This is a genomic window from Pirellulales bacterium, from assembly GCA_035533075.1.
GTDB lineage: Bacteria > Planctomycetota > Planctomycetia > Pirellulales > JAICIG01 > DASSFG01.
In genome coordinates, this window is sequence record DATLUO010000042.1 from 1 (window position 1) to 22,035 (window position 22,035).

General features: G+C 63.2%; 20 protein-coding genes. 11 read left to right on the top strand and 9 right to left on the bottom strand.

Annotated elements, in window-relative coordinates; all coding sequences use genetic code 11:
• Window positions 1-108: 108 nt before the first annotated feature.
• The 5 genes from VNH11_05245 to VNH11_05265 form a co-directional block, all read right to left on the bottom strand.
• Window positions 109-234 (bottom strand): hypothetical protein, encoded by a 126-nt coding sequence (locus VNH11_05245; GenBank protein ID HVA45774.1) that lies wholly within the window; start codon window positions 232-234, stop codon window positions 109-111.
• Window positions 235-304: 70 nt separating this feature from the next.
• On the bottom strand, window positions 305-799 hold the full coding sequence (locus tag VNH11_05250) for a Dna2/Cas4 domain-containing protein (GenBank protein HVA45775.1): 495 nt from the start codon (window positions 797-799) through the stop codon (window positions 305-307).
• Between the two features lie 138 nt (window positions 800-937).
• The gene (locus VNH11_05255; protein HVA45776.1) at window positions 938-1,921 is read right to left on the bottom strand and encodes a ChbG/HpnK family deacetylase; all 984 of its coding nucleotides are present in this window, start codon (window positions 1,919-1,921) and stop codon (window positions 938-940) included.
• Window positions 1,918-3,144, bottom strand: a complete 1,227-nt coding sequence (locus VNH11_05260) for a glycosyltransferase 87 family protein (protein HVA45777.1) — start codon at window positions 3,142-3,144, stop codon at window positions 1,918-1,920. Before VNH11_05260 ends, VNH11_05255 begins: the two co-directional genes overlap by 4 nt.
• Before the next feature lie 32 nt (window positions 3,145-3,176).
• On the bottom strand, window positions 3,177-3,965 hold the full coding sequence (locus tag VNH11_05265; protein ID HVA45778.1) for a glycosyltransferase: 789 nt from the start codon (window positions 3,963-3,965) through the stop codon (window positions 3,177-3,179).
• A gap of 291 nt (window positions 3,966-4,256) precedes the next feature.
• Here VNH11_05265 and VNH11_05270 point away from each other — a divergent pair, with 291 nt between their 5' ends.
• The 3 genes from VNH11_05270 to VNH11_05280 are packed head-to-tail and all read left to right on the top strand — an operon-like array spanning window position 4,257 to window position 5,607.
• Window positions 4,257-4,982: a sulfatase/phosphatase domain-containing protein gene (locus VNH11_05270; GenBank protein HVA45779.1), complete on the top strand. Its 726-nt coding sequence runs from the start codon at window positions 4,257-4,259 to the stop codon at window positions 4,980-4,982.
• A 17-nt stretch (window positions 4,983-4,999) separates the two neighbouring features.
• On the top strand, window positions 5,000-5,242 hold the full coding sequence (locus VNH11_05275) for a DUF433 domain-containing protein (protein HVA45780.1): 243 nt from the start codon (window positions 5,000-5,002) through the stop codon (window positions 5,240-5,242).
• Between the two features lie 8 nt (window positions 5,243-5,250).
• Window positions 5,251-5,607 carry a DUF5615 family PIN-like protein gene (locus VNH11_05280; protein HVA45781.1) on the top strand — a complete coding sequence of 119 codons (357 nt, stop codon included), beginning with the start codon at window positions 5,251-5,253 and terminating at the stop codon, window positions 5,605-5,607.
• Window positions 5,608-5,661: 54 nt separating this feature from the next.
• On the opposite strand, the gene VNH11_05285 is transcribed toward VNH11_05280, so the two are convergent.
• A complete protein-coding gene (locus VNH11_05285) occupies window positions 5,662-5,919 on the bottom strand; it encodes a hypothetical protein (GenBank protein HVA45782.1) in 258 nt (85 codons plus the stop codon).
• Between the two features lie 393 nt (window positions 5,920-6,312).
• Here VNH11_05285 and VNH11_05290 point away from each other — a divergent pair, with 393 nt between their 5' ends.
• From VNH11_05290 to VNH11_05300, 3 genes are all read left to right on the top strand, one after another.
• Window positions 6,313-6,756 (top strand): GNAT family protein, encoded by a 444-nt coding sequence (locus tag VNH11_05290; protein HVA45783.1) that lies wholly within the window; start codon window positions 6,313-6,315, stop codon window positions 6,754-6,756.
• A 199-nt stretch (window positions 6,757-6,955) separates the two neighbouring features.
• On the top strand, window positions 6,956-7,414 hold the full coding sequence (locus VNH11_05295; GenBank protein ID HVA45784.1) for a class I SAM-dependent methyltransferase: 459 nt from the start codon (window positions 6,956-6,958) through the stop codon (window positions 7,412-7,414).
• A gap of 185 nt (window positions 7,415-7,599) precedes the next feature.
• A complete protein-coding gene (locus tag VNH11_05300; GenBank protein ID HVA45785.1) occupies window positions 7,600-8,391 on the top strand; it encodes a DUF4058 family protein in 792 nt (263 codons plus the stop codon).
• 280 nt (window positions 8,392-8,671) lie between these two features.
• Here the strand turns inward: VNH11_05300 and VNH11_05305 are convergent, their stop codons facing one another.
• The gene (locus VNH11_05305; GenBank protein HVA45786.1) at window positions 8,672-9,469 is read right to left on the bottom strand and encodes a DUF4058 family protein; all 798 of its coding nucleotides are present in this window, start codon (window positions 9,467-9,469) and stop codon (window positions 8,672-8,674) included.
• A 10-nt stretch (window positions 9,470-9,479) separates the two neighbouring features.
• Complete coding sequence (rho, locus tag VNH11_05310; protein ID HVA45787.1) at window positions 9,480-10,796, bottom strand: transcription termination factor Rho; 1,317 nt, start codon at window positions 10,794-10,796, stop codon at window positions 9,480-9,482.
• A gap of 705 nt (window positions 10,797-11,501) precedes the next feature.
• Here rho and VNH11_05315 point away from each other — a divergent pair.
• The 3 genes from VNH11_05315 to VNH11_05325 all read left to right on the top strand — a co-directional run bounded on the left by VNH11_05315 (window position 11,502) and on the right by VNH11_05325 (window position 17,674).
• A complete protein-coding gene (locus VNH11_05315; GenBank protein ID HVA45788.1) occupies window positions 11,502-12,695 on the top strand; it encodes a thioredoxin family protein in 1,194 nt (397 codons plus the stop codon).
• 243 nt (window positions 12,696-12,938) lie between these two features.
• Complete coding sequence (locus VNH11_05320) at window positions 12,939-15,926, top strand: PVC-type heme-binding CxxCH protein (protein HVA45789.1); 2,988 nt, start codon at window positions 12,939-12,941, stop codon at window positions 15,924-15,926.
• Between the two features lie 164 nt (window positions 15,927-16,090).
• Window positions 16,091-17,674, top strand: a complete 1,584-nt coding sequence (locus tag VNH11_05325) for a tetratricopeptide repeat protein (GenBank protein ID HVA45790.1) — start codon at window positions 16,091-16,093, stop codon at window positions 17,672-17,674.
• Between the two features lie 6 nt (window positions 17,675-17,680).
• On the opposite strand, the gene VNH11_05330 is transcribed toward VNH11_05325, so the two are convergent.
• Entirely contained in the window at window positions 17,681-18,139 is a 459-nt protein-coding gene (locus VNH11_05330) for a GNAT family N-acetyltransferase (protein HVA45791.1), read from the bottom strand.
• A gap of 277 nt (window positions 18,140-18,416) precedes the next feature.
• On the opposite strand from VNH11_05330, the gene VNH11_05335 reads away from it, so the two are divergent.
• Both VNH11_05335 and VNH11_05340 read left to right on the top strand, forming a co-directional pair.
• Window positions 18,417-19,745, top strand: a complete 1,329-nt coding sequence (locus tag VNH11_05335; GenBank protein ID HVA45792.1) for an asparagine synthase-related protein — start codon at window positions 18,417-18,419, stop codon at window positions 19,743-19,745.
• Between the two features lie 1,126 nt (window positions 19,746-20,871).
• Window positions 20,872-21,210: a nucleotidyltransferase domain-containing protein gene (locus tag VNH11_05340; GenBank protein ID HVA45793.1), complete on the top strand. Its 339-nt coding sequence runs from the start codon at window positions 20,872-20,874 to the stop codon at window positions 21,208-21,210.
• Window positions 21,211-22,035: the final 825 nt, after the last annotated feature.

The following is a 22,035-nucleotide window of genomic DNA, read 5'->3' on the forward strand; positions in this document are numbered from 1 at the left end:
GCGGTGCTACAGAGTCAAAAGCCTCGGTGTCGGCTGATCATTCCTTCGTCAGCTTGGGCGACGGCGAGCTGCCGGCCACGCGACGGGACCTGTTCCAGTGTCGGCTGATCATTCCTTCGTCAGCTTGGGCGACCGCCCGCCTCGCAAACCTCTCCGCAGAGCATGAAGTCGATCGCGCAGTTCTTTCTCCGCCGCCGGAACATCCTCTCCGTCGCCCGGCAAAGAAACAGGCATTTCGTGCTCAAGCACCGCGTAGACTGGAACCAGCGCGTCGTCCGGACAGTGGCCAACCAGCTCTGCCGCACTAGTTTCTCGGCGCTGTCGTGCCGTCTTGCTGGGCGACGATGTGGATTCCGTCGTCGCGCGGCGGCCAGATTTTGCGCGGCCGCAGTTCGCCGCTCTCCGCCGCCCGTTGCTGGTTGACTTCGTCGGGCAGGCAGATCGGCTGCAACGAGCAGCGCGGGCAGCGCGGGTCGTTCACCAGCGGCAAGGAACGCGGGCCGGCGGCGCAGGCCTTCGCGGCTGCCAGAATCGCCAGCGCATCCGCTCGCAGCAGATCGTCGACCGGTACGACTAAGCGACGTTTCTCGGCCGCGTAATAGAGCGTGGCTTCGGGCACGGTGTAGCCCGCTTCCTCCAACAGAATCGCTTGCAAGCCGACCTGTGCGCGGTCGGTGGGCCACGGCTCGACCGGTGAAGCGCCGTCGTCGGGCTCACCGGCGAAACTGACGCGATGCGGTCGACCCTTGCTGGTGTTGCTCCCGATGGATCGCCCTCCATGGGATGGACACCGGGACATTCCGTGGATCCCGGCTTAACGCGTGGGGAACGATCCGACGGCGTTTGCCACACGTTGGCTTCCATTGCCTCTGCCCAGCGAAAGTATGATTCGAGCGCTGGCCGAAGAAAAGAGAATTCCGATGGAACTTTCGCGTTGCTACGCGGCCGCGGCACGGCGGGCCCGTACATTCAGCCGTCCAAGCCGGAAGTCGCCAGCAATCAACAACTCGGCAAGATCACTCGAACAGAGCAGACTCAACTCGGCCGGACGCCGTCGAGCCAAGGGGTCGGCCCAACCGTCCGCGCGGGCGTGATCTGCGGACGAGTCGGCCATTTCGCGTCCGGGGTGCAACGCCACCTCAATCCGGTGCCGCCTTGCCGACAACTGCAAAAAACGGCCCAATAAAGCCAGGTCGATCCGCCCCGCATGCGAGGTGCCGAAATAGGCGTCGGCCGCGTCCAGGCCGGCCGACCTAAGCCGGCTTTGCGATCGGCCGGCGTAGAATTGCTTGACGAGCGAGACGCCGCATTGGGCCACCCGCATTCCGGGCCACAAGCTGGTGCGCCAGTGCCCCGGCTCGCGGGCCGCGCGCACGTAAGAAATCGAGAAACGGCGTGCCAGTTGAGGCACGATCTGGGCGATCACCGGCATCATTTCAATATATTGATGGCCGTTGAGGTGCGTGGGCGTCAGGCAATGGTCGAGCAGCCATTCGATCTGCGCCGACAACTCTTGCTCGATCGCGGCCCGCCACCGCCCAGCGCCCAGCAGCAACCGCCTGAACAGCCCGCCCGGCGGCAGGAAGCGTCCCTCCTCATCCAAGAGTTCATCGCGATAGCGCGGACCGATCAGCGGGCGCCCCTGAGTCAAGTTCAGGTGTACGCCCAGGTCGAACGGTGCCTCTCCGTCGCCCACCCGGCTGCGGCGAGGCATCGACGGTAACGCGCCGGCGGACCGCCGCTCTTCAAGCTGCCGCCAGCGAGCGACCGCCAGCCCGGCGGCGGGCGCGTTCGTCAGCAGCGACGTGCTGGTGAGCAAGCCCGCGGAAAAGCCATCCACGATGCCGTGCGTCACCGCCGCATTCATACCGAAATCGTCGGCGTGCAAAACCAGCCATCGCACCGCGGACGAATCGCTCATGCCGCCCTCTTTGCTTCACAGCCGCTCGTATCGATTGCAACCCCCGAGAACGCCTGTCCGGCGCGTCCGCGCCATTCCAGAATCAGCCAGGCCAACAGCAGCAATCCGCCCAACGGCTGGCTGCCGTGCTCGTTCGAAAAATTGCGAATGTGCTTGCCGAACAGGTCGGTGGTCATCGGCCCCATCATCAGCAAGCCGGCCACGAGCAGGCCGCGGACGGGCCAGGCCGACCGCCGGTGCCAGGCCTCGACCAGCGCCCAGGCCACGACCGGGGATGCCGCCACATAGGTACACGCTTCGGTGGCGGGCCCGAACAGCACCACCCACACCAGAAACCAAAGCGACGCCCGGAAGATCGCCTCGCGGCGGTCGGGCGAGCGACGCGCGATCGCCAGGCAGATGACCATCACCGCGGCTCCGGCCAGCACGCCCAGCATGGCGAACGTTCGTTGCGACATCGGCTGGCCCAGCACCACGAACAACTGGTCGATGGAACGCAGCCGCTCGCGCATCAGCTCGGTGCTGTCGCGCAGATGGTGCCACCAGCTCTGGTATTGCATGAGCACCAGCGACGGCCGATGCGCGGCGAACGGCAGCGCGAGTCCGGCCGCCAGCGCGGCGATAAACCGGCCCGCAAACTGCCAGGGAAAAAGCACGCTCAGCACCATTGCCAGCGCCAGCGGATAGCCCTTGATCAGCGTCGCCCAAGCAAGCCAGCAGGCCGCGCGGTTCCATTTGCCTTCGCCCGCCGCCGACAGCCCCAGCAGCAGCGAGCCGAGCATCATCAAGTTCGCCTGGCTGTTATAAAGACTGTGCAGCGCCAGGGGGATGACCAGCAGAAGCTCGGCGGCCATTTCGTTTCGCGATAGCCGCCGCGGAGAGAGGCGCCGTCCCCAGGCGTAAAGCCCCCAGACGAAGAGGCCGCAGTTCAGCAACTTCCACACGGCCGAACTGACGCCGTCGGGCAGCAGGGCCAGCGGCGTCAGGGCCACGGCAAACATCGGACTGTAGCGATAGTATTCCCGTGCCGGAACATACATGTCTTCGCCGGCCAGCCAACCACGCGCGGCGCCGAGGTACACGTCGTACACGCTATGGTTGTAGGGCAAGCAGAAAGCATGGATCACCAAGCCGACTATCAGGCACAGCCAGGTGTTTCGCGCGGCCGCCGGCCAATCGATCTTCGATCGACTGCGTTGCCAACGCTCTGCCACGGATGCCATGAAGTCGTCGCCAGGTGTCTGCAAGAGGTTTCTCAGGCGGCTTTGCGGGACTCGCGAGGCACAACCGGGACGCGGACCGGCGGAACGCTCTTGCCCGATATGCGATCGCGGGCCGCCAGCCAGGCCACGTCGCGCAGCATGCGCCAGCCGTGCCGCGAAACCGAGAGCGTGGACGAGTATTCGTTGATCAGCCGCACGGCGACGCGGCGGAACGGCAGGCCAAGCCGGTGGCACAAGAGTACCACCTCGGCGTCAAAGGCAAAGCCGTCCAGCGTGGTCCGCGAAAAGATGTCAACCGCCGCCGGCCGCGCGAAGATCTTGAGGCCGCACTGCGTATCGCTGACTTGCTTGGAAATCGCCAGCCGCACAAGCTGCCGGAACGCCGCGCTGGCCACAATCCGCGAGACCTTGCGCCGCACATGGCAGGTCGCCCCGGCCAGGTCGCGGGCGCCAAACACCACCTGGCAGTCGCCCCGCCGGATCCAATGACATGCCGTTTGCAAGGCGCTGAGATCGTAGGGCAGGTCGGCATCGGTGAAGGCCACGATTTGCCCGGTGGCGGCCAGCATGCCTTGCCGCACGGCGGCTCCCTTGCCGGCGTGCCGCTCCAGCCGCAGGGTCGAAAAGCGCCGGCCGAATTGCTCGCTCACGGCCGCCGTCCCATCGCGGCTGCCGTCGTCGACGACGACCACACGATAGTCGAGGCCCCAAGCGTCGAGGAATCCGCGCAGCCCCGCCAGGGTGCCGGGCAAGCGGCATTCTTCCTCGTAGGAAGGCACAAGCACCGTCAATTCGTGATCGGCGGCCGCCAAAATAGTCATTCTTTTGGTCACCGTGCAACGCCAGGCTGCCGCGGACGCGCGTCCGCGGCCGACCCGACGTGTCGGCGGACTCCCGGTGAGGAGGAAGTAGTCGTAAGCGCCCATCTTTTCGGCAGCTTTCGCTGGAAACTTTTACCGGATTTGGCCGACGGCGCGAAGAACGGAAAAAAATGGAACGGCAGGTTTCAGGAGCAACGAGAACGGCGAATGCGGTAGATTGGCTAAGCGGCGTGGTTCTGCGACAACGGGCCGTTTCTTTCTTATGGCGAGCACGCCGGTTCGGCCGGCCCGCTGCGCGAGGGCAAGCTCACCACCTTCGAAGGCGGCGTGCGCGAGCCCTGCCTGGCGCGCTGGCCGGGCAAAGTTCCCGCCAGCCGCGTCTGCGATGAAATCGTCTCCACGATGGACCTCTGCGTGACGATTGCCGGGCTTGCCGGCGCCAAGCTGCCCGACGTGAAGTTCGACGGCATCGACATCGCACCGTTGTTGTTCGGCCAGCAGGGCGCCAAGGGGCGCGACGTTTTCTGGTACTACTCGGGCGACGAGCCGCACGCCGTGCGGCAGGGCGACTGGAAGCCGCACTTGCCGCACGAGTATCTGACCGTGGCGGGCGAGCCGGGCAAAGGCGGCAAATCGTCGAACTACGGCCAGCTCAAGCCGCAGTCGATCGAGCTGTCGGGCATTCGCGGCATCGCCAGCCGGCACGGCTACCGCGTCGAAAAAATCGGCCTCTCGCTCTACAACCTGCACGACGATCCGCGCGAAGCCAGGAACGTGGCCGAGCAACATCGCAACGTCGTCGAGAGGTTGCAAGCGGTCGTCGCAGCGGCCCGCGCCGACCAGGCGATTCGCTCACCGGCGTGCCGGCCAAGAACGTCCGGCCGCATGGCGATGCCCGCCCGAATTGACGTACCGACCAGCCGGGCCGACAATGTAGTTGTACTCGCTCGAAATCGCGACTGGACTGGATCACAAAACGGGGTGCGCGAATCTGACGTCGTTTTGGAACGCACGTGAATAAAAAGGACTGTTGGATGTCAACCGAACGTATTGAGATGAACCCTCGTGTGATGCTTGGCAAGCCCGTGATTCGCGGCACACGGATCCCCGTAGAAATCGTCTTGCGGAAACTGAGCGAAGGAGCGACGGAAGCCGAGTTGCTCGATGCTTATCCGCGATTGACCCGAGAAGACATCCAGGCGGCCCTGGCGTATGCGGCCGACACGGTCGCACATGAAGAGACCGTGCTCGCGGGCCCCGCAGCAAGCGCGACGTAGGTTAAACCGTGCTGTTTTTGGCCGACGAAAGTTCCGATTTTTCGGTAGCCCGCGCATTGCGCGCCGCCGGGCACGACGTGACAACTGTCGCCGACATTTTGCCTCGCGCTGATGATCAACACGTGTTGGATCTCGCGCGACGTGAACAACGCATCTTGCTGACGGAAGACAAGGACTTCGGGCAGCTCGTCTATGCGGATCAGCAAGCATCCGGCGGCGTGATCCTGATGCGCTATCCGGCAAACGCGCGGACCGCGCTGCCCGGCGATGTTGTTCAACTTGTCGCGGATCGCGGGCCAGATCTCGTTGGCCGGTTCGTGGTGATGAAACCGGGCCGATACCGGCTAGGTTCCAAAAAGCCCTGATCGAAACCATGCCCCGCGTGGAGAGGTGAGGCATTGCGCTCGCCGGGTGGCAAGTCACTGCGCGGCGACTCGTTTCACCGACACATAGTACGCTCCCCGCGATTTTCCGTCCGCGGAGGTAAACCACGTTTCCAGCCTGGTCGAACCGGCGGGCAACGACGCCTCGAACTCCACCGCGACTGCCCCCGGCGAAACGTCGCGCTCTTCGTCGAACGTGAAGACGCGCAGCCGTGCTCGCGTGACGGGAATCGCGCGGCCACCGGCGACTGCCGAGCGGACCGGAAGATCGACCTCCTTCGGCCAACGGCGCAACGCAATCCGATACTTGCCGGCCTGTGCGACGCGGACCGTCCAATAGCCGTTCGCTTCGAAGCCGCGCCGCTCTGAATGAACCGCATCCGTCTTCGCGTGTCAATCTTTGCGATCGCCGAATCAAGGCGTCGCCCTATCCCCGAGTGGGCCGAGAACTCCCGCCGCTGGATCGCCGAGATGTGCGGCGTCAGCCACACCTTTGTGTCGTCAATTCGATGTCAGGTGGTAACCGTTACCACGTCTCACAAGGGGGGACATCGCTGAACCTGCGGTTTGGCAAGGGAGTGATCGCGGCTTTAGCCATTGGCGACAACAGTTTTCGTCGGACGACGATCCCACGGGGCGTGGATGACTCGAAAAGCGGCAGTGTGGTCGATAAACTAGCGTTGGGCTATGGGCCGCCGTTTCGCCGACGAGCATCAGCAAAATCCCGTGGCCAACGAGATGGCCGCCTTTCCGCCGCGGGAGCGAGAAGCCTTCATGGCTCACTGGAAAAAGATTCTTGCCGACCACAACGCCATCAAGCGCACGATTCTGCTTGGACCGGAGATCGCCGGAAACGTGGTTTGCTGGGAGCAGTCGGGCGAACGGCTCGTTGGGTACTGGCTGGGCAGGCGCTTTTGGGGCCAAGGCATCGCCTCTCGAGCCATGTCCGGATTCGTCTCGGCGATTCCGGCACGGCCGCTCCATGCTCACGTCGCCAAGACCAATGTGGCCTCCATCCGCGTCCTGGAGAAATGCGGCTTCCAAGTTACCGGCGAAAGCCGCGCGGCGGCCGCAACCGGCGGCGGAGTCGTCGACGAGCTTATCTATTCGCTCTTCGAGTCGGCTGGATGAGCTACGCCGTTTCCCACGGGCGATTAGGTGATCGGCCGCGCGAGCAGGCACGCAGTAGGTGAACCTGACCAAAGCCAGCGTGTCTTTTGCGCATCATGAGCGAATCCGCCGAAACTATCGGCGCCATCTATCGACTGCACGCCAACTGCCGCGGAGCGGTCCGGGAAGCGAAGCGTGTACGATCGAGGCACTGAGGAACTTGCCGCCCCCGCCATTGCCGAAGGTGTTGGACCTGGGCTGCGGCACGGGGGCGCAAACGCTGGTCCTGGCCAAAAGCCTCGGCGCCAAGGTGATGGCCGTCGATCTCCACCAGCCGTCTCTCGATCGACTGCAAACGATTGCCAGCGCGGAGGGGCTGGATCATCTGATCGAAACCCGCCGCGTCGATTTCTCGCAGCTCGACGTGGCCCCGGGCAGCGTCGACCTCATCTGGTCGGAAGGGGCCGCTTACGTGCTCGGCTTCGAGGAGGCGCTGCGCCGCTGGCGGCCGCTACTCGCACCGCGCGGTTTGATGGCCGACGCCCACCTCGTCAGCGGCGACAAATCTAAAGCGACAGAATCCGCCCACAAGGCGATAGACGCTGCCGCCGGCGAGCCTCCCACATTCCGGCAGCACATCGAGAACGAGGCACGGAGATTGGGCTTGGAGAAGCCGTGATCGACGCCACCGAGCGCGAGATCGACATCGTCCGGAGGTGACTTCGATGACCATCCATTTGCTGCCGCTGCTGATTCTCCCAACATGATACTATTCCACGGTTTCGGCGGGAACAGGTATAATATGGCGAGCGGAGGGCGGGGCAGAGCCTTGGCATAGCCAACCGTCCTATCAGGAGCCAGTCAATGAACAGTCCTTTTCCCGGCATGGATCCGTACTTGGAACAGCACTGGCTTGATGTCCACCAACGATTAGTCATTTACGGCTGCGATCAAATTCAGACGTCATTGCCACATGATTTATTGGCCCGCGTTGAAGAGCGGCTTGTCGTCGAACCCGACGACTCACCGGCGCGCGGCATCCATCCCGACGTGCGCGTGGTAGAGCAGAAAGCACCGCCCGCGGTTTCGCAATCCGCCGGTGCGGCTGTCGCCGAAGAGGTCGAAGCCCCCGCGCTGATTGACCTGAGCGACGAGCCAACCACCGAGGGCTTTATTAAGATCGTCGATGCCACCGCGGCAAAAGTAGTCACGGTGATTGAGATTTTGAGCGTGTCCAACAAACTGCCTGGCGAGGGACAACGGCTCTACCGGCAAAAGCAACAGGAATTGAACGAGGGCGGCGTCAGCTTGGTCGAGATCGACTTGCTGCGCGCCGGCGAGCACGTGCTCAACGTGCCAAGCCGTCGCATCCCACGCGCCTATCGGACTCCTTACCGCGTGCGCGTGCGGCGCGGTTGGCGTCCGCGGCGGGTCGAGCTTTACCGCGCTCCGCCCGAAAAACGTTTGCCAAAGATTCAGATACCTTTGCGCGAAACGGATAAAGATGTGACGCTTGACCTGCAATCTCTGATTGAACTTTGCTACCGCAATGGCCGGTACGATCGGACCGATTACACTGTCGATCCCGATCCGCCGTTTGATCCCCCAACCGCCGCTTGGGCGAATGAACTCCTGAAGGCGAAGGGGCTGCGGTAGTACCGGAGACCGAGATGATCCGCGGCCACAAGCATTATCGACGCCTTGCGCGCCGGCGGGACCAGTGTCTTCGACGCCTTGAACCAGCAGCGCTGCTGGCGGCGGCGACAAAAAAGCCGGCGACTGGTATTCGGGCACGCTGCTCGGCGGCCTCGATTTCATCCAGTGGATCGGCGATGGCTCCTGAACCTAATTGGCGGCGGAGAAATGAGTCAGCGTGTCGCGCCCCGAACTGCCCAAGCGGCCCTGACTGATGCGGCCGAGGTTTTCATGGGGGCGTTCAGCGACGGCCTGCCGACTTAAGCAAATCGTTGGCCCACGCGGCGTCGGCCTCGTCGAAGGGCGGTTCCGGCCCGGCCGAGTAATCGAGCGAGTCGTATCGCCCGTTGGCATAGCACTGATCGACCAAGGACTGCAGATCGAGCGGCACGTCGGGGTCGGTCTTGCGCAGAGGGATCTTGATGTGGGGCAGCGGCTGGCGCACTGAGAAGCGGTAGAGCTCCGCTCGGACCGGCTCCCAGGCCCGCCAAACGCATGCCCCATACCCGCGGTGGTAGGCCGTGGGAATGGCACGTTTCGGCATGTTCATGACCCAGCCGCCCCCGCGCAGCAAATCGATCTCGACGAGGCTGACCCTGGCGCGGCGAAGCTCGCGCTGTTTCCGGCGATATTCCTTTCGGCCCGGCGCGTACTTGTTCGACGGGCTCAAAACCTCGATCACTGTGACAAGACGCTGCTCGGCCGTGCGTTCGCGGATTTCGATGTACCCTTCGTTGGCCATTTCCGGAAGATAGACGACGAGCGGCTCGGCTGCCGTGGTCGTGGCGGAGGCCACCGCAACGCCCCCACCCTCCTCGCGATGCGGATGCTCCGTGATCCGTACATCCGGGTAGATCGCCCGTCGGTATTCGACGTCGAGATCATAGGGCTCCACGTAGACCTGCTCCTCCATCCGGGCCACCAGATCGCCGGGCAGCTTGCCCTGAAGGTGATCGCGGGCGTAAGTAACCAGGCTCTGATGCACATCGCGCCAGTGCAATTCGAGATATGGATCCATGCCGGGAAAAGGGCTTTTCATTTCGTGGCCTCTAATCCACCGCCTTGGCACCCGCGATCAAATCGATGAAGTCCCGGTTGCTCTTGAACTTGGAGAGCTGCTTGGTGAGCTGCTCCATGGCGTCGACGTGGTGCATGCTCGACAGCGTGCGGCGAAGCATGGTCACGGCGTGCAGCGTTTCAGTGTCGAGCAGTTTCTCTTCGCGGCGCGTGCCCGATTGGCTGATGTCGATGGCGGGCCAGACGCGGCGGTCGGCCAGCTTGCGGTCGAGCACCAGCTCCATGTTGCCCGTGCCCTTGAACTCCTGAAAGATCAACTCGTCCATGCGGCTGCCCGTGTCGATCAGGGCCGTGGCCACGATGGTCAGCGAACCGCCTTCCTCGAACAGTCGCGCCGTCGCAAACAGTTTCTTGGGAATGTCGAGGGCCTTGATGTCGACGCCGCCCGACATGGTGCGGCCGGTGTTGCCCACCCACTTGTTGAAGGCGCGGGCCATGCGGGTGATCGAGTCCATCAAGAGGAACACGTCGTGGCCCATTTCCACCAGCCGCTTACAGCGTTCGACCATCAACTGCGAAAGCCGCACGTGGCTTTCGACGTCGCGGTCGAGACTGCTGGCGAGCACTTCGCCGTTGAGTACGCTGCGGCGAAAGTCGGTCACCTCTTCGGGCCGCTCGTCGATGAGCAGCACGTAGAGCTTCACCTCCGGGTAATTCGTGGAAATCGCCTGGCTGATCTGCTGCAGCAGGATGGTTTTTCCCGTGCGAGGCGGGGCCACGATCAAGGCCCGCTGCCCTTTGCCCAGCGGCGTGAGCAGATCCATCACCCGCGGGCTGAGCGGCTGCGGGCCGGTCTCCAATTGCAGCCACGACTCGGGGTTGATTGCCGTGAGCGCGTCGAAGCTTTTGACGTTGAGATACTCTTCGGGCTTGATGCCGTCGACGTCGATGACTTCCCGCAGCCGCGGTCCCTGCTGCTTGCGGCTTTGCTGCACCATGCCGTTGATCAGCACCCCTTCGCGGAGGCCGAACTTCTCGATCATGGTGCCCGGCACGAAGGGATCGGTCCTTTCGCGCTGATAGTTGTTTTTGGGATCGCGGAGAAAGCCGTAGCCGTTGGGGTGCAATTCAAGAACGCCCACCGCCGGTTCGAGAGGCACCGGCTCGCCATTTTCCATCAGGGGTTCGAGGTCGGGAGGCATGCGGTCTCCACCGCCGCCTCCTCCACCGCCGCCGCCTCCTCCACCGCCGCCGCCTCCTCCGCGTCGTCGTCGCCGCGGTGCATGTCCGTTAAAGGAGCTGGAACCGTTCATGCCGCGTCCGCCGCGGCCGCGTTTCTTCTTCGCCATAGTTCACCAGAAAAGAGACGGATTTGCATTGGCCATTACCATTGCGGCCAATATCAACGCGCAAACCACGCGCGATGGTTGGGGGGTGATCCCAAAAGATTAAGAACGAGGCCCTCGGCCCGTTGCCGAAAAACCGAAACAGAAGCCAACTTTCGCCTTGCGACGAAAATCGTAAGAATCTGGGGTCGACCCCCTCGGCTGGCATTGAAATTCATGCCAGGCCCTCGAAAATCACCGAGGACCCTATGCCGAGCGGGCGACAGGTATGCCAATCAAGCACGGCCCGCCCACAAAAAAGCGGCCAAAGCCCTGATCCACTGAAGTTTTCCAGGAAAACCAGCAGCTCTTAACGACCGGGCCAGAAGCGGCTCCAACCTCTGAACTGCCATCAAAACCCGCTCAGAGGACCCTTGCAACCCAGCCAGCCTATATGGCCGCCGTTGCGCGGGCGGGACGGTGCCTGTCTGTCAGGCAAGACGTAAAACTATGAAAATCTTAACCACATCTACGGCTGTGTCAAGCGATGTTTTTCTAAATCCGTGACCGCCCCCCCATCTGCCACGCTGCCTCGTGCCAAAGCCAGCCGCACAATCGGAACGATCGGCAGATTTGCCCGAAGGTTTGTCTCCGGCCCGTCCGATGTAAAAACGGTGTCCCGCATAGGGCAGAAGTCACGCTACGCTTGCAGGAAAGGCCCGTCCTCCTATGTTGGCAAACTGGCTGCTTGTTTGGGCTTTCGCCGCGCCGTCGTTCGCAGATTCGCCGGCGGGCGAAGCCGGATGGCGCTGGGAAACCGATCTCGACGCGGCCCAGCGGACCGCCCGGCAGACGAACCGCCTCGTGCTGATTCACTTCGGCGGGCCGTGGTGCCCGCCGTGTCAGCGGTTGGAGCAGCAAGTGTTCAACCAGCCGGGTTTCGGCCGCGAACTCCAAGCGAAATACGTCGCCGTCAAGGTCGATCCCCATACCAATCGGGCACTCGCCGAGAAGTACGGGATTCGCACCTTTCCGACCGATGTGGTCATCACTGCTCGTGGACAACTGGTGTACAAGGTCGGCAGCCCGAACACGCGCGCGGCTTATACCGAAACCATGAATCGGATTGCGGCCAGTGTGATGCCGCTCGACGCGATTGCGGCGGATCCAAAAGCTAAACCAGAACCGCAGCCACGGCCCCAGCCGGCAGCGCCCCAGCCCAACAAAGTACACGACCCCGCCGATCGCTATGCGGCTTATGAGCGCAGTCGACCGCCGGCGAAACCCCCGGCGGCACGGGCGCAGGCCGGGCAGCCAAAACCGCTGGAAGACGCGCACAGCACGGCTTCGACCACGGAACCGCGACCGAACGGCCTGAACGCCTCGTCCGTCGGCAGCGGCAATCGCTTGGCCACCGCCGCGCAGTATCAAGGCGAGGTCGCGCCGGCACCGCCCCGGCCAACGGGCGTGGCGACCGCCTCAAGGTCCGGCGACGCGACGCCGGCCACCGCTGCCGCGGACTTGCACACACATGTGCCGGTGCGCGATCGCGAGATGTCCGCACCCGCCGCGCATCCACCGCTCGCATTGGATGGCTATTGTGCCGTCGCCTTGGTTGACAAGCGGCAATGGCAAAGAGGCGATCAGAGGTGGGGCGCAGTCCACCGCGGGCGAACGTATTTGTTCGTCAGCCAAGATGCGCAACAGGCGTTCCTTGCCAATCCGGACCGCTACAGCCCGGTCTTTTCCGGCAACGATCCGGTGATGCGGCTCGACCACCATCAAAACGTGCCCGGCCGACGGGAGCACGGCGCTTTCTATAACGAGCGCGTCTATCTGTTTGCCAGCGAAGAGACGTTCCGGCAATTCGACCGCGAGCCGAACCGCTACGCCACCGAAGCGCGGCAAGCCATGCGCCGCTAAGCAGCGACGGCATTGAATTCATGCGGCCCGCGGCGAAGATGCCGATCGAAACGCAGGCTGAGCCGTTTCCCCTCGGCCAGGCGAACGAAGCCTTGGAGGCGTTGCGGACCGGTCGCATCCAGACTTCGCCGTCGGGTAAACCTCGACATGCCTGCGGCCAGCGGCTAGGCTGATAGTTGAAAGTAACCCGCCGGGCCGCGCCATCGCGGCCCTCCCGCCTTCCCGTTGCCACACGATTCCATTATGTCGATCACGCGCGTCTTGCCTCGTCTTTTGTTTGCCTCCGCGCTCCTCGGCCGCGTCGCTTCGTTGCAGGCCGCCACGGGAACCGACCAGTCGGCCAGACCGCCGGCCGAGGCGCTGGCCGCTCTCAAAACGCCCGACGATCTTGTGGTCGAACAGGTGCTGGCCGAACCCGATGCCCGGCAGCCGCTGTTCATCGATTTCGACGAGCGCGGCCGGATGTGGGTCGTCGAGTACATTCAGTATCCCTATCCGGCCGGAATCAAAATCCTCAGCGAAGACAAGTTCTTGCGTGCGACTTACGACAAAGTGCCCCCGCCGCCGCCCAATCACTTCCGCGGCCTCGACAAGATCAGCATCCACGAAGACACGGACGGCGACGGCAAGTTCGACAAGCACAAGAAGTTTCTCGACGGCCTGAACATCGTCACGAGTTTTGCCCGTGGCCGCGGCGGCGTTTGGGTGCTCAACCCGCCTTACCTGCTGTTTTATCCCGACCGCGACGGCGATGACGTTCCCGACGGCGGTCCGGAGGTGCATCTGCAAGGCTTCGGGCTGGAAGATACGCACTCCTGTGCCAACAACCTTCGCTGGGGTCCCGACGGCTGGCTCTATGCTTGTCAGGGAAGCACGGTCAGCGGCGACATCTTGCGGCCCGGCCGCGACAAGAAGCCGGTGCATTCGATGGGCCAGCTCATCTGGCGCTATCACCCCGAGCAGCGGCGATACGAGATTTTTGCCGAGGGCGGCGGCAATGCGTTCGGCCTGGAGATCGACTCGCTCGGCCGCATTTATTCGGGCCACAACGGCGGCGACACGCGCGGTTTTCACTATGTGCAGGGCGGCTATTTCCAGAAGGGCTTCAGCAAGCATGGGCCGCTGTCGAATCCCTACACTTTCGGCTATTTCCCGGCGATGAAGCACGCCGCGGTGCCGAGGTTCACGCACGCCTTCGTGATCTACGAAGGGGCCGCGTTGCCGGACCGATACAACGGACTGCTCTTCGGCGTGGCCCCGCTGCAAAGCCATGTGGTCATGAGCAAGCTGCTGCCCGATGGCTCGACGTTCAAGACGGAGGACGTGGGCCACGCAATCGAGTCGAGCGACGACTGGTTTCGCCCGGTCGGCATCACCGTCGGGCCGGACGGCGCGATCTACGTCTGCGACATGTACGAGGCCCAGATCGCCCATCTGCGGCATCATGAGGGGAAAATCGACACCTCGACAGGACGGGTCTATCGCCTGCGGGCACGGACCAAGGAGCCCCCTGCCGCGTCGTTCGACTTAGCGAAGCTGTCGAGCGGCGAGTTGATCGGCCAATTGAAGCAGCCGAACAAATGGTCCCGCCGGACCGCACTGCGGCTGTTGGGCGACCGCAAAGACACATCCCTCGTGCCTGAGTTGCGGGAAAAGCTTCAGGGCGAGACTGGCCAATTCGCTTTGGAGTGCCTGTGGGCCCTCAACCTGTCGGGCGGATTTGATGAGTCGGCGGCGATGGTCGGGCTGAGCCACGCCAATCCCTACGTGCGTGATTGGACGGTGCGGCTGCTGGGCGATTCCGGCAAAGTTTCGCTCGAACTGGCCTCGCGTCTGTCGCAGCTCGCCCAATCGGAGCCGAACGTCGAAGTGCGCAGCCAGCTTGCTTGCACCGCGCGCCGGCTGCCGGCCGAGCAGTGCCTGGCCCTCGTGCGCGGCTTGCTGGCCCGCGATGAGGATCTCGACGACGTCCATCTGCCGCTCTTGCTGTGGTGGGCCATCGAGTCGAAGGCCGAGAACGACCGCGAGGCAGTAGTCGGTCTGTTCAGCGAACCGGCGGTCTGGCAACTTGCGATCGTCAACAAGCACATCTTGCATCGTTTGATGCGGCGGTACGCGGCCACGGGCAGCCGCAAAGACCTGGTCGTATGTGCCAAGCTGCTGAACCTCGCCACGGGCGATGACCAGCGCAAGGCGCTGATGCGCGGCTTTGAGGAGGCTTTTCAGGGAAGGCCGTTGGCAGGCTTGCCCGACGAACTGGTCGACGCCATGAGCAAGTTCGGCGGACAGTCGCTCACGCTCTCGTTGCGGCAAGGCAAGCCCGTAGCAGTCGAGCAGGCACTGGCGCTGATTGCCGACGACAAAGCCGACGGGAACCAGCGGTTGCAATACATTCAGATTTTCGGCGAAGTTCGTCAACCGGCGTGCGTGCCGGTGTTGCTCAAGCTGTTGCAGGCGACCTCGGATGACGGCCTGCGAACCGCGGCCCTGGCGGCGCTCGAGAAATACGACGCCCCGGAAATCGCCGCCACGGTGCTGACGCTCTATCCCCAGTGGACCGACGACGTGCGCAGCGTCGCACAAAGCCTGTTGGCCAGCCGCAAGGGAACCACCTTGGCCCTGTTGGAGGCCATCGACACGGGCAAGGTCGACGCCACGACCATTCCGCTCGACGTTGCCCGCAAGCTGACGGTCCACCGCGACCCGCGGATCGCCGCTCTGATTGCCAGGCACTTCGGCAGCATCGAAGGGGCGACCACCGCCCAGATGCAGGAGCAGATCGACCGGCTGGCCGACACGATTCGCAACGGTCCGGCCAGTCCATACACCGGCAAGAAGCTGTTCACCGCCAACTGCGCCAAGTGCCACAGGCTGTTCGGCCAGGGCGGCCAGATCGGTCCCGACCTGACCAGCTACAAGCGCGACGACGTGGGAAACATGCTGGTGAATATCGTCAACCCGAGCGCCGAGGTCCGCGAGGGTTTCGAGACCTACCAGGTGCTCACCGACGACGGCCGCGTGGTGAGCGGTTTTCTGGTCGACCGCGACAATCAGGTGGTCGTGCTGCGCGGGGCCGACGGGCAATCCGTGTCGCTCGTGCAGAGCGAGATCGAGGAGATGTTACCGCAGCGCAAATCGCTCATGCCCGAAGGGGTACTGGCGAAAATGACCGAGCAGGACGTGCGCGATCTGTTCGCTTATCTGCGGAGCACGCAGCCGCTGAATGATTGAAAACGTGCGTGCCGGGACGAGCGCGGAAGAGAAGGTAAACGGTGGCCCGTAGTCGAACAACGCAGCGGTCGCGTGACAAAGCCAGACTCGTCCGACGTTCGATTCGCTCGGACTCTACCGCAACGGGTGGTGCTCCCTGGGGTGACATCTTCATCTGCCTGGCATTGGCACTGGCCACCGTCGCCTGCTATAAGAACTTGGTGAATAGCGGATTCGTCAATCTCGACGATGACTACTACGTCACGCGCAATCCTTGGGTGCAAATGGGCCTGAGCCGTCCTTCGGTGCATTGGGCATTCACCACGATGGCGGTGGCCAATTGGCATCCGCTCACCTGGTTATCGCTGGAACTCGACTATCAACTCTTCGGCCCAGCCCCGGCGGGCTTTCACGCCACGAACCTCGTGCTCCACGTCGCCAACACGCTTCTACTTTACTGGCTGCTGCGCCGCTGGACCGGCGCCGCAGGCCGCAGTGCGTGCGTGGCCGCTTTTTTTTCACTGCATCCGCTGCACGTCGAATCGGTGGCCTGGATTACGGAACGCAAAGACGTGCTTAGTACCCTGTTCTTGTTGTTGAGCCTCCTGGCTTGGCAGGTCTATGTGCGGCGTGCGGGCGTCGGGGCGTATGCGGCGTCGCTGACGCTGTTCATTCTCAGTTTGATGGCCAAGCCTATGGGAATCACATTGCCATTGCTGCTCTTGCTGCTCGACTTCTGGCCGCTGGCGCGCGGCGGCGAGGTCGGACCGAATCGCACTCCGTGGATGCCGAGCAAAGCGATGCTGGTCGCCGAGAAACTGCCGTTCTTCTTAGTGAGCGCCGCTTGTGCCGCTGTTACGGTCTTGGCCCAGGGCCACGGCGGCGCGCTGGCCTACGGAAGGTCGTTGTCGTTGGCAGATCGGCTGTTGGCCGTGCCCGTGAATTATCTCATCTACCTGCGGCAAACGTTGTGGCCGGCCGGGCTGGCGGTGTTCTATCGGCATCCCGGCGGCGACCTGCCGATGTGGCAGCCGCTCGCCGCCGCCGTGGTCCTGGCCCTGGTCACCATCTCCGCACGATGGCTTCGCCAAACACGCCCTTATCTGACCGTCGGCTGGTTCTGGTTCCTGATCTCTTTGTTGCCCGTGATCGGCTTGGTCCAGACGGGAGCTCAGGCGACGGCCGACCGTTACATGTATCTGCCGATGATTGGCCTGCTCATCGGCGCATGCTGGGGCGGATGGGACCTGGCAGTTCGCTGGCGGTGTCGGGAGGTGCTCGTACTTGCGGCCACGATCTGCCTCTTGGCCTGTGCCGGGCTGACATTCCGGCAAGTGGCCACATGGCACGACAGTGTAACGCTTTGGCAGCGGGCTGTATCGGTCGCGCCGCCTGCGGTCTTGTCGTTTGTGAACTACGCTTCGGCCCTCAAAGAGGCCGGAATGACCGATGAGGCCCAGCATTGGTATCGGGAGGCGTTGGCCATCGACCCCGACGACTTTGCCGCCAACTCCGGCCTGGGAATCGTGTTGTCGAACAAGGGGCATCAAGAAGAGGCCGAGCGCCATCTGCTGACGGCGCTGAAGTCGAGGCCGAAGCATCCGCTGTTGCTGGAAAATCTCGGCATCGTGAAAGAATTGCAAGGGCACCTCGACGCGGCAGTCGAGTATTACCAATTATCTGCCGGGTTCGATCCGCAATCGCCCCGCATCCAGCAACATTTGCAGCGCGTGCGTCAGAAGCAGGCGGCCGGGCCGTCCCAACCCTGAACCTGCCTACTCTTCCACCGGCGACAGTTCCTTCTCGAAGATCACGAGGTTGCTGCCTAAGTCCGGGTCCCAGCGAATGCCGACCAGGTTATACTCGCGGGCGATGGCCAGGTGCAGCATGGGGCGATGCCCGTTCTGGCACTCGAAGCGGACCCAGGCATAATCATGCTCGGCAGCCCAGGCGTGGACGGCGTCCATCAACTGCGAAGCGATGCCTTTGCGGCGGAATTCGGGCAAGACTCCATAGAGCCAGGAAAAGTAGACGCTCGGCTTCAACTCGAAGCCCAGAAAGAACCCGACCGGCCGATTATCCAGCGCGGCGATCAGTCGTAGCCCATTATAGCGGCCGAGAAAACGGCGCTGAAAGAACGCCGCCTCTTTGGCGGGCCGATAAATCTGGCCATACAGTTCGGTGATCAGCGGAATGTCTTCCACGCCTACGACGTCGATCTTTGCGTTAGCCATTGCAGGTAGGATACAGGGTAGCAGGAAACAGGGTGCAGGGAGACTCGCGGTATTGATCCGATTCTGGACTTGCAATGGCCCCGGTTGCAAGGCCACGACTTTTTATTTTTGGTTGTTATGATCGTAGTATGGGAGCGAGCGAGCTTGCGAGCGCCGGCCCACCATGTTTAGGCGTTAGGCGTTAGGCGTTGGGCGAGGCAACAGGACCTTCCTAATGCCTAACGCCTATCGCCCAACGCCTTCAAACACAGCATCCTCTTGATTCTCGGAGTTCATCATGCACCAAAATATCGCCCTTGAACGTCTCGTCGATTTGAGCAATCCCGAGGCCAATCTCATCTTGAATATGTCGCTCGACGAAGCCATCGCACGCCTCGCTTCGGGCGATCCCGAACAGGTGCGGGCCATCGACGGGCAATTTGCTCTCGTGCATCGCGAAGGAAAGACCGTGCGCATGGCCCGCTCGATCGGCCGGCCGTTGCGGTATTTTATCGCCAAACGCGCGGAAGGTCCCTGCCTCGTTGTCGCCGAACGTATCGACGCCATCCGCGACTTCCTGGCCGCCGAGGGACTTGTGGGACAGTTTCATCCGTCGTATACGCGGATGGTCCCGGCCCATCACCTGGTCGAGATTGCGCTGGTGGGTTGCCCCGACCCGAACCCCACCTATCGCCGCTTCTTCACGCCGCAGCGCAACAGTCTGCCCGCCGACATTGACGCGATCGGCCGGGCGTACATCGGCGCGCTGGCTGAAGAATGCCGCAAGTGGTTAGGACAGATCGGGCCTCGCGAACCGATCGGCGTACTCTTTTCGGGCGGCGTCGATTCAGGGGCGGTGTTCGTGTTGCTCTATCATCTGTTGTTGGCCACCGGCCAGTCGCCCGCCCGACTGAAGGCGTTTACGCTGTCGGTCGACGGCGACGGCGACGATGTGCGTCAGGCCCGCGAGTTTCTCGCGGCACTGGACCTCGGTCTGTTTTTGGAAGTGATCGATGTGCCGGCTTCGGCCGTCGACCGGCGTGAGGCGGTCCGGGCAATCGAGGATTACAAGCCGCTCGACGTGCAATCGGCGGCCTTTGCGTTGGCGTTGTGCCGCGGCATCCGGCAGCGATACGCCGACTGGACTTACCTGGCCGACGGCGACGGCGGCGACGAAAACCTCAAAGACTACCCCATCGAAGCCAACCCCGAGCTGACGGTCCGCAGCGTGCTCAACAACCTGATGCTCTATCAAGAGGGTTGGGGCGTCGAGGCGATCAAGCACTCGCTGACGTATTCCGGTGGGCAAAGCCGCGGCCATGTGCGGTCGTACGCTCCGGCCCGGCTGTGCGGATTCAAGGGCTTCAGCCCCTACGCGCTGCCGAATGTAATCCAAGTGTCGGAAGGGATTCCGTTCATCGAGCTGACCGAGTGGCAGCACGACAGGCTCTATGCGTTGAAGGGCGAAATCGTGCGCCGCGGCGTGCAGGCGGTCACCGGATTGTCGATGCCGGTGTTCGAAAAGCGTCGCTTCCAGCACGGCGCCGGCGCTCGCGAGCGGCTGGCGGAGCGGCTGCCGGACGATCCGCAGGTATACCGTCGCGAGTTCGCGGCGATGTATGGTTAGCGGTCGGCCCCTGCCACCGGAGACTGACCGGGCACCGGCAAAAGCGTCGCGCGCGACGCTTTTGCCCACCGTAGCCCTTTCGCTCCGCGAGAGGAAAGCCGTTTACCTCGCGACCATGCGACCACGGACAACAAACCAATTTTCGATTTCAAAGAGCTTAGTCGGAGCGCTCCGCGCCGCCTGCCCTGTCAGCCGTCCCACTGCCAAATTGGCCGACACGACAGCCAGCCGGTTGTTGCAGCTATTTCCATGCCGACAATGAACAAATTAACACATCTTCGTCGCTCGGTTCGCCCTGCCGCATCCAATCCGCCTGTCAGTCGCTCTAGGATAAGTGTGGGTGTCCTGCTTCACCATTTCTCGGCTGCGGGGGGGCGGAACCGGGCGAACCGCGCGCCGTATCCGGATCCCTCACGACGTTTGCTTGGTCCCCGTTCGCGCGCGGCAACGATGGGTGTCTTGCTTCGGCATCGCATGATTGCGGCCACTGGCCGCAGACCCCGAAGGGGTCGTATTCGATAGCCCAGGGTGCAGCGCAGCGGAACCCTGGGTTAGTAGCGGCATTGGCATTGTCAGCCCCAACGGGGCGCCATTCCCTGGAGGCCGCGCCGAACGGTTGGGCTGGTAGCCGAATCGGCCGGCCCCCCCGACATCGCCTGTGGATCGCTTGCATGATAGAATTGGTTCCCGTAGACCTGCCCTTGCTTGGCGGCCTGCGGGGATTGGCCCCCGGCTCGACGGGCGAGCTCTCGGCCGTCGATGTTGTCACTGCGCATCGAAAAGCCGAGTCCGTTTTCGCGGCAAAAGGGGTTGTGCTGAAGCGGTCGACCAGCGGTGAAATGACCAAAATGAAGCAACGGATTGCCGCAGCCTATCGGCAGCAGAGGTCTGGACCGTCGCGCACCGCATCACGCGGTCGCCACGGCCGCAAAAGCAGACCTGGAAAAGGGACCCGGAAAAGGGAATCAGTAACCGCCCTTCACGGCAAGCGTCCCGCAGATCACCCATGCCGACAGGTGCATCGCCAGGCCGCATGTGTTAGCCTTAAGGCAGCGTAAACATTCCGCTCGACCATGGCGTCGCCACCGCCTTCCACGCGAAAACCGCGGCTCACGGGGTCACCAGTATGCGAAAACCGGCCAGGAAACAGAGCATTCAGCTTGTGATTCAACGCATCGTCGCGCGGATCGTCAAACGGTTCCACCCCGAGAGAATCATTCTTTTTGGATCGCAAGCGCGGGAAAGCGCGACCGCCGATAGCGATGTCGACATGCTCGTGGTGATGGAGTTCGAGGGATCGAAGCTCGACAAAATGGTCGAGCTGCGCGAGGTCCTGAGCGACATCACGGTGCCGACGGACATCCTCCTTACGACGCCCGAGGACTTTGGGTGGCGCAAGGATGTGGTTGGTACGATCGAGTGGCCCGCCTTCCACGAGGGCAAAGTCTTGTATGCCCGCACCTAAGAACCCGCAACTCGCTGTTCTGCGCCAGTGGGTGGAGAAGGCCGAGAACGATCTCACCGCGGCGCGCCAGATTCAAAAGCTCGGCAAGGACGCTCCAACTGACACCATTTGCTTTCACGCCCAGCAGTGCGCGGCGGGCGACACGTTTGTCGCGTGTTCTCGGGGTGGCCGATCCCGCAGCGCAAGAAATGGGTTGCGTTCAAGAGCTGGTGCGACATCGGTTGGACGTCCGTCCGCAGCACGTTGAGGTCCTCGAGCACCCCGAGCGCCTGCCGCGCGCCGCGGGCGGCGCGCTGCTTAACAAAAGCGACACGCGCGTGTCGCTTTTGTTTAGGCGCCGTCGCGGACGCGGGTGCGGCGTCGCCCAGCATGAGGTAAAGCCTCGCCGAACCCGGCCCCATTTTCACACTAACCCGACGCGCAAGCGAGGTTTTGCCGCCTTTTTCACGTTCCTCGCTGGCGCTTCGGGTTGAGCCAGGTCTCGGCGTGAACGCCGGCCGCTCGAGAACGGGTCGCAACTCCGCCGGAACCGCCCCGCGCGGGCCGCGGGGCCGCCGCGCGGCTCAGCCTCGGTCAGGCCCTCGGCTGCGGGGCGCAGCGGAACCGGGCCGACCGCGCGCCGTAGCCGGATCCCTCACCACGTTTGCTCGGTCCCCGTTCGCGCGCGCAAACGATGGATCTCTTGCTATGCCGCTCAGCTAAAAGGACCGGCCTCTGCTCAGGTAAAGTGAGCCACTACTTGGAAAGAAAAAGGGGGGCTTCGTCAAAGTAGGTCGAGGCAGCGGCCGCTGGCGGCACTGGTGCGGCGGCTGGCAGGTCGTGCCG

Coding starts and splice junctions, on each gene's coding strand:
- VNH11_05275 (HVA45780.1), top strand. CDS start 5,000: ATGTCAACCGAACGTATTGAGATGAACCCTCGTGTGATGCTTGGCAAG.
- VNH11_05255 (HVA45776.1), bottom strand. CDS start 1,921: ATGAGCGATTCGTCCGCGGTGCGATGGCTGGTTTTGCACGCCGACGAT.
- VNH11_05305 (HVA45786.1), bottom strand. CDS start 9,469: ATGAAAAGCCCTTTTCCCGGCATGGATCCATATCTCGAATTGCACTGG.
- VNH11_05290 (HVA45783.1), top strand. CDS start 6,313: ATGGGCCGCCGTTTCGCCGACGAGCATCAGCAAAATCCCGTGGCCAAC.
- VNH11_05335 (HVA45792.1), top strand. CDS start 18,417: ATGCACCAAAATATCGCCCTTGAACGTCTCGTCGATTTGAGCAATCCC.
- VNH11_05300 (HVA45785.1), top strand. CDS start 7,600: ATGAACAGTCCTTTTCCCGGCATGGATCCGTACTTGGAACAGCACTGG.
- VNH11_05260 (HVA45777.1), bottom strand. CDS start 3,144: ATGGCATCCGTGGCAGAGCGTTGGCAACGCAGTCGATCGAAGATCGAT.
- VNH11_05340 (HVA45793.1), top strand. CDS start 20,872: ATGCGAAAACCGGCCAGGAAACAGAGCATTCAGCTTGTGATTCAACGC.
- VNH11_05330 (HVA45791.1), bottom strand. CDS start 18,139: ATGGCTAACGCAAAGATCGACGTCGTAGGCGTGGAAGACATTCCGCTG.
- VNH11_05315 (HVA45788.1), top strand. CDS start 11,502: ATGTTGGCAAACTGGCTGCTTGTTTGGGCTTTCGCCGCGCCGTCGTTC.
- VNH11_05320 (HVA45789.1), top strand. CDS start 12,939: ATGTCGATCACGCGCGTCTTGCCTCGTCTTTTGTTTGCCTCCGCGCTC.
- VNH11_05245 (HVA45774.1), bottom strand. CDS start 234: ATGCCTGTTTCTTTGCCGGGCGACGGAGAGGATGTTCCGGCGGCGGAG.
- VNH11_05250 (HVA45775.1), bottom strand. CDS start 799: ATGTCCCGGTGTCCATCCCATGGAGGGCGATCCATCGGGAGCAACACC.
- VNH11_05265 (HVA45778.1), bottom strand. CDS start 3,965: ATGACTATTTTGGCGGCCGCCGATCACGAATTGACGGTGCTTGTGCCT.
- rho (HVA45787.1), bottom strand. CDS start 10,796: ATGGCGAAGAAGAAACGCGGCCGCGGCGGACGCGGCATGAACGGTTCC.